Genomic DNA, 7734 nt, shown 5'->3' with positions numbered 1-7734 from the left:
ATGCCTTCGGGCATCTTTAATATTTTTTTGATAGTTTTGCCTACTTAAATTTTACTCTAAAACTAAAAACTTTTTTTACATTAAATGTATACTTTCAATTTAAAACCCTTGTAATTCCTTCTTTAAAAGCTCTTAACTCCTTTAATTGTTGTTCTAAGAACTTTTGTCCATCTTTTGTAATCCTATAATATTTTCTAGGAAAATTTATCTTAGACCAATAGCTCTCTATTAATTTCTTGTTTTCCATATCATAAAGTATAGGATATAATGTTTCTTCCTTCATTTTAAAATAACCCTTTGACTTCTCATTTATTGTTTTATTTAATTCATATCCGTACATATCATTTACATTCAAGAGTTTTAGTATAATTACTTTTAACACCATTTCCTGTAATTGCTTACTTAAATTGCTCAATTATAAATTAGCCCCTTTCTTCTAATTTTATATACAAAAAAACTATACCTTACTATTTATTTATGTTTATATAGTAAAAAAATGCAAAGATAAAGCGAAGACTCTTTTTAGAATCTTCGCTTTAATTTCTTTCATATTATTTAGTAATAACTGTTCCACTTTCACCTTTTAATGCTTTCCTTGCTTTGTCTAATGAAGCTATAATAGCTTTTCTTCCTTCTTTTGATTCAGCAAATCTTATAGCTGCTTTTACTTTAGGAAGCATACTTCCAGGTGCAAAATGACCTTCTTCTATATATTGTTTAGCCTCTTCAACTGTCATTTTGTCAATATCCTTCTGATTTGGCTTTCCAAAATTTAATGATACCTTCTCAACTGCAGTTAATATCAATAAAGTATCAGCATCTAAATCTTCTGCTAATCTTTCAGAGGCTAAATCTTTATCTATTACTGCAGCAACTCCTTCTAATTCTCCATTTTCATTTTCAACTACTGGAACTCCCCCTCCACCTACTGTTATAACTACAAATCCAGCATCAACTAGGTTCTTAACTGCTTCAAGTTCTACTATTCTTTTAGGGTCAGGAGAAGGCACTACTCTTCTGTAGCCACGTCCTGAATCTTCTACAATATCGTATCCTTTTTCTTCTTTGATCCTATCTGCCTCTTCCTTTGTATAAAAAGGACCTATTGGTTTTGTAGGATTATCAAATGCAGAATCATTTTTGTCCACTACTACTTGAGTTACTAAAGTAACTACTGATTTATTATTTCCCTTTGCCTTTAATTCTTCTCCTAATGCTTGCTGAATATGATATCCTATCATACCTTGACTCATAGCTCCACAAACATCAAAAGGCATTGCAGGTGTAATATTATCAGCAGCTTCATTTTGTAATACTATACGTCCTACCTGTGGCCCATTTCCATGTGCTATTATAATTTTGTACCCATCTTCTATAAGATTACTAATATATTTTGAAGTCTTTTTTACCACTTTTAATTGAGATTCAGCAGTTGCAGGCTGCCCTGCCTCTTGTAATGCATTACCTCCTAATGCTACTACAATCTTTTCCATTCTCCACTCCTCCTATGTCAATCATAATATAATTACTTACCTAAAGTAGCAACCATAACAGCTTTAATAGTGTGCATTCTATTTTCTGCTTCATCAAATACTACTGAATATTTGCTTTCAAATACTTCATCTGTAACTTCCATTTCTGCTATACCGTGTTTTTGATAAATTTCTTCACCAACTATAGTATCTCTATTGTGGAAAGATGGTAAGCAATGCATAAATATTACTTCATCATCTGCTTTTTTAATCATATCCATATTTACTTGATATGGACTTAACAATCTTATTCTTTCTTCAAATTGCTCTTCTTCTCCCATTGATACCCAAACATCAGTATAGATTACATCAACTCTACCTACACCTTCGTCTACTGAATCAGTTAATGTAATTTTTGCTTTTGTTTCTTTAGCTATTTCATTAGCTTCTTGTACTAATTCCTCTTCTGGGAATAACTCTTTAGGTGATACAATTCTAAAGTCCATACCCATTTTAGCTGCACCTATCATTAATGAATTAGCCATGTTATTTCTACCATCACCTACATAAGCAAACTTAATTCCTTTTAAGTATCCTTTATGCTCTTTTATTGTTAATAAATCAGCTAATATTTGTGTTGGATGAAACTTATCAGTTAAACCATTCCATACTGGAACACCTGAATACTTTGCAAGTTCCTCTACTGTTTCATGCTTAAATCCTCTAAATTGAATACCATCAAACATTCTTCCTAATACTCTAGCTGTATCTGCAACTGTTTCTTTTTTACCTAACTGTATATCACCTTTACCTAAATATTCAGGATGTGCCCCTTCATCTACTGCTGCAGTTACAAATGCACATCTAGTTCTTGTTGATGGCTTTTCAAATATTAAAGCTATATTTTTTCCCTCTAAATTTTTGGGTCTTATTCCAGCATATTTTAAGCTTTTTAACTCTGCTGCTAAATCAATAAGATATTCAATCTCCTTTGGTGTAAAATCTTTTAATGTTAATAAACTTCTTCCCTTTAAGTTAAATGCCATTGTTATTCCTCCTTTTATATTTTGTTTAATTATTTTTAATATCTTCCCTAATTAAAGGCATACTCATACATCTAGGACCTCCACGTCCTCTAGATAACTCTGAACTTGGCATCACATGTATCTTGATACCGTTTTCTTCAAGGATTTTATTGGTAACATAATTTCTTGAATACACTATTACTTCTCCAGGTGCAATCGCTAGAGTATTTGAACCATCATTCCACTGTTCTCTAGCGGCATCAATATTATTTCCATTAGCACATCTAATTAATGTTACTTTTTCAAGTCCTAAATATTTTTTTAAGATATCCTCTAAAGATGCTTCTTCTTTAACTATCTTTAATTCATCCTCTTTTTCTTTACTTTTAGTTATAGAATACACAGTTAAAGGTCCTTCTATTTGTGGATGAATTGTAAATTTATCATAGTCAACCATAGTAAACACTGTATCTAAGTGCATAAACGCTCTTTTTTTAGGAATATCAAATGCTAAAATTTGCTCAAACGTTTGTCCACTATTTAATATGTTTTTAGCAAACTTTTCTATTGATGCTGCTTCTGTTCTTTCTGAAATTCCAATAGCAATCGTTTTTTTATTTAAAATTAATTCATCTCCACCTTCAAGTGAAGTTTTTTCGTCTCTGTTAAACCATATTGGTATATATTCACCTTTAAATCTAGGATGATTCTCAAATATGTACTTGGCAAATATAGTTTCCCTATTCCTAGTTTCAGTTTTCATGTGATTTAAAGTAATCCCTGTTCCTATAGTTGCAAATGGATCCCTTGTAAAATATAAGTTTGGCATCGGGTCTACTAAAAAAGGATAATTATCGTCAACCATATCAGTTAATGTCTTTGGTTTATATCTTGGTAATTCTGTTTTTCTTACTCCTTGCATAACCTTGTCTATTAATTGTCTGCTATTAAATTGTTTAAAATATTCCTTTAAACTTCTCCTTTTACCTTCTCCTAACACGTTAGCTTCATTTAAAAATTCTTCTACAAACCTTTCCCTTACTGATTCATCTTCTATAGCTTCAGCAGCAAGTTCTTCTAAATATACTACTTCTACTCCATTTTCTTTAAGAATTTTGGCAAACTTATCATGCTCTTCTTGAGCTATTTTTAAATAAGGTATATCGTCAAATAATAGTCTATCCAAATAATCTGGCATTAAATTTTCTAGCTCTTTTCCTGGCCTATGTAACAATACAGTTTTTAGTTTGCCTATTTCCGATGAAACATTTAACGCCCTATGACTATTGTCCAAATCACTCCCCCCTTTTGTGTAATTGCCCAATGTTTTTTTGTGATATTTTTAAATTTTCTTTCAATTCTGATTATATTTGTGATTCGATATATTTGTCAAGCTATTTTCTTTTTTATATATACATTTTGTGTATAATTATTTATTCTGTTGTAAATCCTTCATTATATAATTACCAATATATTGGGTTTTAATAAAATGCTACAAAAAAATCATTTTATATTCCTTATATTTATTCAAATAACAAAATAAATAAACTTTATTAAAAATTTGAAATTATATTTCTAATTTAAAAGACCTGAGTAGTACTCAGGTCGATAGTGAAATTACAATTATTATATGTAATAAGTTTTCATTTCCTCGCTAAGTTCTAATATTCCATCATAAGTTTCTTTAGCTTCATTCATTATCTTATCTAATCTATACTCAGGCCAAAAATGTGTTAAAACTAGTCTCTTTACATTTGCTTTTTCTGCAACATCTCCCGCTTCTTTAGGTGATAGATGTGGTGAATCTTCTGTCTTGTCTTTTTCTAAAATTCCTGCTTCACATAAGAAAAAATCAGCATCTTTTACAAATTCAATTAACTCATCGTGATATGAAGTATCTCCTGAATATACAAATGACTTATTACCATCATTTATTTTTATACCATAAGCTTCTACAGGATGTTTCATTCTTTTAAATTCTATATCTAGGTTTTTAATTCTTATCTTGCTTTCATCTTCAATTGGTTCGATTTTAAATGCCTCATTATAATTTAGCTTATTTATTATGTTTTGGTCATCGGTTGCTGTATAAAGCGGTATTGACAAATCTAAGTTTTTTCTCACTTTATTAATTCCAATAGCATATTTCAACACCATAATATCACTTATATGGTCACTATGAAGATGAGATAAAATTATAGCATCAATATCATATATATTACATATTTTTTGTAATCTTGCTAATATTCCATTACCACAATCAAGTAGTATTTTTGTATTACTACTTTCTACTAAATATCCGGAACAAGCTCCTCCTGCTTTAGGATATGGACCATTATTACCTAAGACTGTTAACTTCATATTCTACCTCCTTAACATTATCTTTCCCAAGACTAAGAAAAACTTTCTTATTTAATAAGTATAATTAAAAAGCCTCAGACTGTAAAGTCTAAGGCTTTTATTGAATATTATCTAAATATCTTGTCCTTTTAATAGCTATACTAATTGGAAAAGCAATAACTACACCTACAACAAACTGTAATATGTTAAAGGGTACACTAAATATAGGAACTATTAAGCTTCCTGTAATTAAAGATCCAGCAAAATAATACCCTATGACCATCCAAATACCTGCTGTAGCCATTCCAACTAAATTACTCAGTCCAAATACTTCTTTATCCTTGTATCTAAATAATATACTTATCATAACTACAACTAAAGGAATAATAACAATTGCTGCTAACAGAAATGACTGTACATAATCAATCAAATTACTTAAATCCTGTAAGTTTTTAATTTGCTCAAATTCATTCACTAATTTCATAGCAAGTTCTGAGTTCTCTATTTCTCTTAGACGTACATTTAAAAGATTTTTCATATAGACACCTGTTATAATCCAGCCCCCACCAATTACTACATTTATTACATTTTTTATAGCCTTTAGTTTTTTTTCTCTATAAGTTTTACCCATAAAACCAACGATAGCTCCCATTAAAGCCTTAATTATTAATGTTGGTAGTATCCAAATATAAAACCCTAAATATAAATCAGCTAGTGCAGAACCTAAGCCCCCAGCTATTGCACCATATTGCCATCCTAATAGTATAGCCGCAACAAAAACCATACTATCCCCTAGATGTACATAGCCTTGTGTAAATGGAATAGGAATTTGAGGTACAAAAGCAGTAGCCACAAATACTAATGCTGTCATTAAGCCACCATATGTAAGCTTCTTAGTATTTAATCTCATTTTCTCCTCCCCTTTTTATGTATTGTATTTATTGTTAAATGTATTATATCATAATTGTATCTATATAAAAAGTATAATTCTCTCATTAATTTTGATTTAAGTACATTATTTATACATACATCACCGTATTGTATCGTTACATTCGAATGATAAAGAGGAATTATTTATCCTCTTTATCACGTGTACTTTCTTTATGATGTTTCATTCTATTACTCATCTCTTGATAAACATTTTTGGAACCGCTATAAAATCCAACTGATGATGCAGCTAAGAATACTCCTAATAAAATTCCTTTCAAAATATCATCTGGAGAAAAATAAAAAATCCCAACAACTATACCTAACACTACACTTATCAATGGACTGAACTTTTTAGGAATCCCTATACTTATGATTACTTTTGTTAAAAATATTATTAGAGGTACAACATATATATCATATACTTGAAATTGCAAAATATTATCCCCCTTTCATCGAATAAAAAATCCTCATATTTTTTATAAACTTGTTACTTATTCTTTTTGATAAGCTACCTACTACATTTTACTCATTCTTTTTTTTGATGTTACTATTTAATATTGTCAAATAAATAATATATATTTTAGCTACTATTAAAAATAAAATGCTTCTTTATTTACTTGTTTTGTTATAATTATGATATAAGTTTACAACTAAGGAGGAAAAGATATGGAAGTAATACATGACAGAATACCAGAAAAAATTTATATTTCATCTTTTCTAAAAAAAATATTGGATAATAAAAACTTCTGCATTCTAGATATTGAAACAACAGGATTAAATAAAAAAAATAATCCAATAATCCTCATAGGACTTCTCTATGAAGAAAACTCTCAAATAAATATCATGCAATTCTTTGCTGACCATATCAAGGAAGAGAAGAAGCTTTTAGAATCCTTTAAAAAAGTAGCATCTAAATTCAATTATTTTATTACTTATAATGGTGATACATTTGATATACCTTTTATTAATTTTCGACTAAATCACAATAGTATAGATTATAATATTAATTCAGAAACCACTTTAGATATTTTAAAAGTAGTAAGAAAACATAAAGATTTATTAGAGTTACCGAACTGCAAACTTAAAACTGTAGAGAAAACTTTAGGAATTAATAGAGAAGATAAAATTTCAGGTAAAGAAAGTATAAAATTATATTACTCATATATTAAACAAAAAGATTTAAATATAAAAAAAGTGATTCTGAAGCATAATTACGACGATATTTACTATTTAAGTAAATTACTAAGTATTTATGATGTAATAAATAATCTAGCTACAATTAACATTAACACAAATTTGAAAGGACATAATATTAATATAAAATTTGACCTTAATAGTTTGAATATCAATGGTGATATCCTTACTATATTAGGTAAGTCCTCAATATTGAACATACCTGACCAAATTTATTATGGTGAGAACTACAATTTTGGTTGGAAATGCTCTACTGGTAACTTCAAGTTGAATTTGCAGGTATATGAAGGAATGTTATCAAACAAGAAAAAGTGTATTTACTTTGATAAAAATGAATGTACTTTGAATATTAAGACTGTAGATAAGACTCAATATAGAGTTCCCGAAAACATAATCCTAATTAAGGAAAATAAGAAATTAATTAAAAAAAATTTTGAGCCTTTACTAAAAGAAATAATAAAAAATATTTTTTCTATTATTTAGGTAACAAACTGACTAAAGCTGATAAATATAATCTGTCCTATTTCCATCTATATAAATATACTTCTCTAAACAATAAAAAAGCTCTTATCACTGTGACAGTGATAAGAGCTTTTTTATTGGTGCCCAGAGACAGAATCGAACTGCCGACACGGGGATTTTCAGTCCCCTGCTCTACCGACTGAGCTATCTGGGCATGTTGTAGTGGTGGGCCCTCAGGGACTCGAACCCCGGACCTGCCGGTTATGAGCCGGACGCTCTAACCAACTGAGCTAAGGGCCCTCGATACTGGC

General features: G+C 29.4%; 8 protein-coding genes and 2 tRNA genes. 1 reads left to right on the top strand and 9 read right to left on the bottom strand.

Annotated elements, in window-relative coordinates; translation table 11 throughout:
• Positions 1 to 94 precede the first annotated feature (94 nt).
• The 7 genes from L21TH_RS06205 to L21TH_RS06175 all read right to left on the bottom strand — a co-directional run bounded on the left by L21TH_RS06205 (position 95) and on the right by L21TH_RS06175 (position 6201).
• Positions 95 to 415: a PadR family transcriptional regulator gene (locus L21TH_RS06205; protein WP_006311969.1), complete on the bottom strand. Its 321-nt coding sequence runs from the start codon at positions 413 to 415 to the stop codon at positions 95 to 97.
• Positions 416 to 551: 136 nt separating this feature from the next.
• Positions 552 to 1493 (bottom strand): carbamate kinase, encoded by a 942-nt coding sequence (arcC, locus tag L21TH_RS06200; protein ID WP_006311968.1) that lies wholly within the window; start codon positions 1491 to 1493, stop codon positions 552 to 554.
• A 32-nt stretch (positions 1494 to 1525) separates the two neighbouring features.
• Positions 1526 to 2518 (bottom strand): ornithine carbamoyltransferase, encoded by a 993-nt coding sequence (gene argF, locus L21TH_RS06195; RefSeq protein ID WP_006311967.1) that lies wholly within the window; start codon positions 2516 to 2518, stop codon positions 1526 to 1528.
• Positions 2519 to 2543: 25 nt separating this feature from the next.
• Positions 2544 to 3791 (bottom strand): arginine deiminase, encoded by a 1248-nt coding sequence (arcA, locus tag L21TH_RS06190; RefSeq protein WP_006311966.1) that lies wholly within the window; start codon positions 3789 to 3791, stop codon positions 2544 to 2546.
• Between the two features lie 332 nt (positions 3792 to 4123).
• Positions 4124 to 4858 (bottom strand): MBL fold metallo-hydrolase, encoded by a 735-nt coding sequence (locus L21TH_RS06185; protein ID WP_006311965.1) that lies wholly within the window; start codon positions 4856 to 4858, stop codon positions 4124 to 4126.
• Positions 4859 to 4955: 97 nt separating this feature from the next.
• On the bottom strand, positions 4956 to 5747 hold the full coding sequence (locus L21TH_RS13770) for an ECF transporter S component (protein ID WP_006311964.1): 792 nt from the start codon (positions 5745 to 5747) through the stop codon (positions 4956 to 4958).
• 160 nt (positions 5748 to 5907) lie between these two features.
• Positions 5908 to 6201 carry a hypothetical protein gene (locus tag L21TH_RS06175; RefSeq protein WP_006311963.1) on the bottom strand — a complete coding sequence of 98 codons (294 nt, stop codon included), beginning with the start codon at positions 6199 to 6201 and terminating at the stop codon, positions 5908 to 5910.
• A gap of 232 nt (positions 6202 to 6433) precedes the next feature.
• On the opposite strand from L21TH_RS06175, the gene L21TH_RS13765 reads away from it, so the two are divergent.
• Positions 6434 to 7444 (top strand): ribonuclease H-like domain-containing protein, encoded by a 1011-nt coding sequence (locus L21TH_RS13765; protein WP_006311962.1) that lies wholly within the window; start codon positions 6434 to 6436, stop codon positions 7442 to 7444.
• Between the two features lie 117 nt (positions 7445 to 7561).
• On the opposite strand, the gene L21TH_RS06165 is transcribed toward L21TH_RS13765, so the two are convergent.
• Together L21TH_RS06165 and L21TH_RS06160 are read right to left on the bottom strand one after the other, a co-directional pair.
• Positions 7562 to 7637: transfer RNA gene (locus L21TH_RS06165), tRNA-Phe, on the bottom strand.
• A 9-nt stretch (positions 7638 to 7646) separates the two neighbouring features.
• A tRNA-Ile gene (locus L21TH_RS06160) sits at positions 7647 to 7723 on the bottom strand.
• Positions 7724 to 7734 lie beyond the last annotated feature (11 nt).

The sequence above is a fragment of the Caldisalinibacter kiritimatiensis genome (assembly GCF_000387765.1).
Classification (GTDB): Bacteria; Bacillota; Clostridia; order Tissierellales; family Caldisalinibacteraceae; genus Caldisalinibacter; species Caldisalinibacter kiritimatiensis.
This window is presented reverse-complemented; position numbering and strand designations above follow the sequence as displayed.

What these genes read in the sequence shown, in the direction of transcription:
- arcC (WP_006311968.1), bottom strand. Translation starts at nt 1,493, where the DNA reads ATGGAAAAGATTGTAGTAGCATTAGGAGGTAATGCATTACAAGAGGCA.
- argF (WP_006311967.1), bottom strand. Translation starts at nt 2,518, where the DNA reads ATGGCATTTAACTTAAAGGGAAGAAGTTTATTAACATTAAAAGATTTT.
- L21TH_RS06185 (WP_006311965.1), bottom strand. Translation starts at nt 4,858, where the DNA reads ATGAAGTTAACAGTCTTAGGTAATAATGGTCCATATCCTAAAGCAGGA.
- L21TH_RS13770 (WP_006311964.1), bottom strand. Translation starts at nt 5,747, where the DNA reads ATGAGATTAAATACTAAGAAGCTTACATATGGTGGCTTAATGACAGCA.
- L21TH_RS13765 (WP_006311962.1), top strand. Translation starts at nt 6,434, where the DNA reads ATGGAAGTAATACATGACAGAATACCAGAAAAAATTTATATTTCATCT.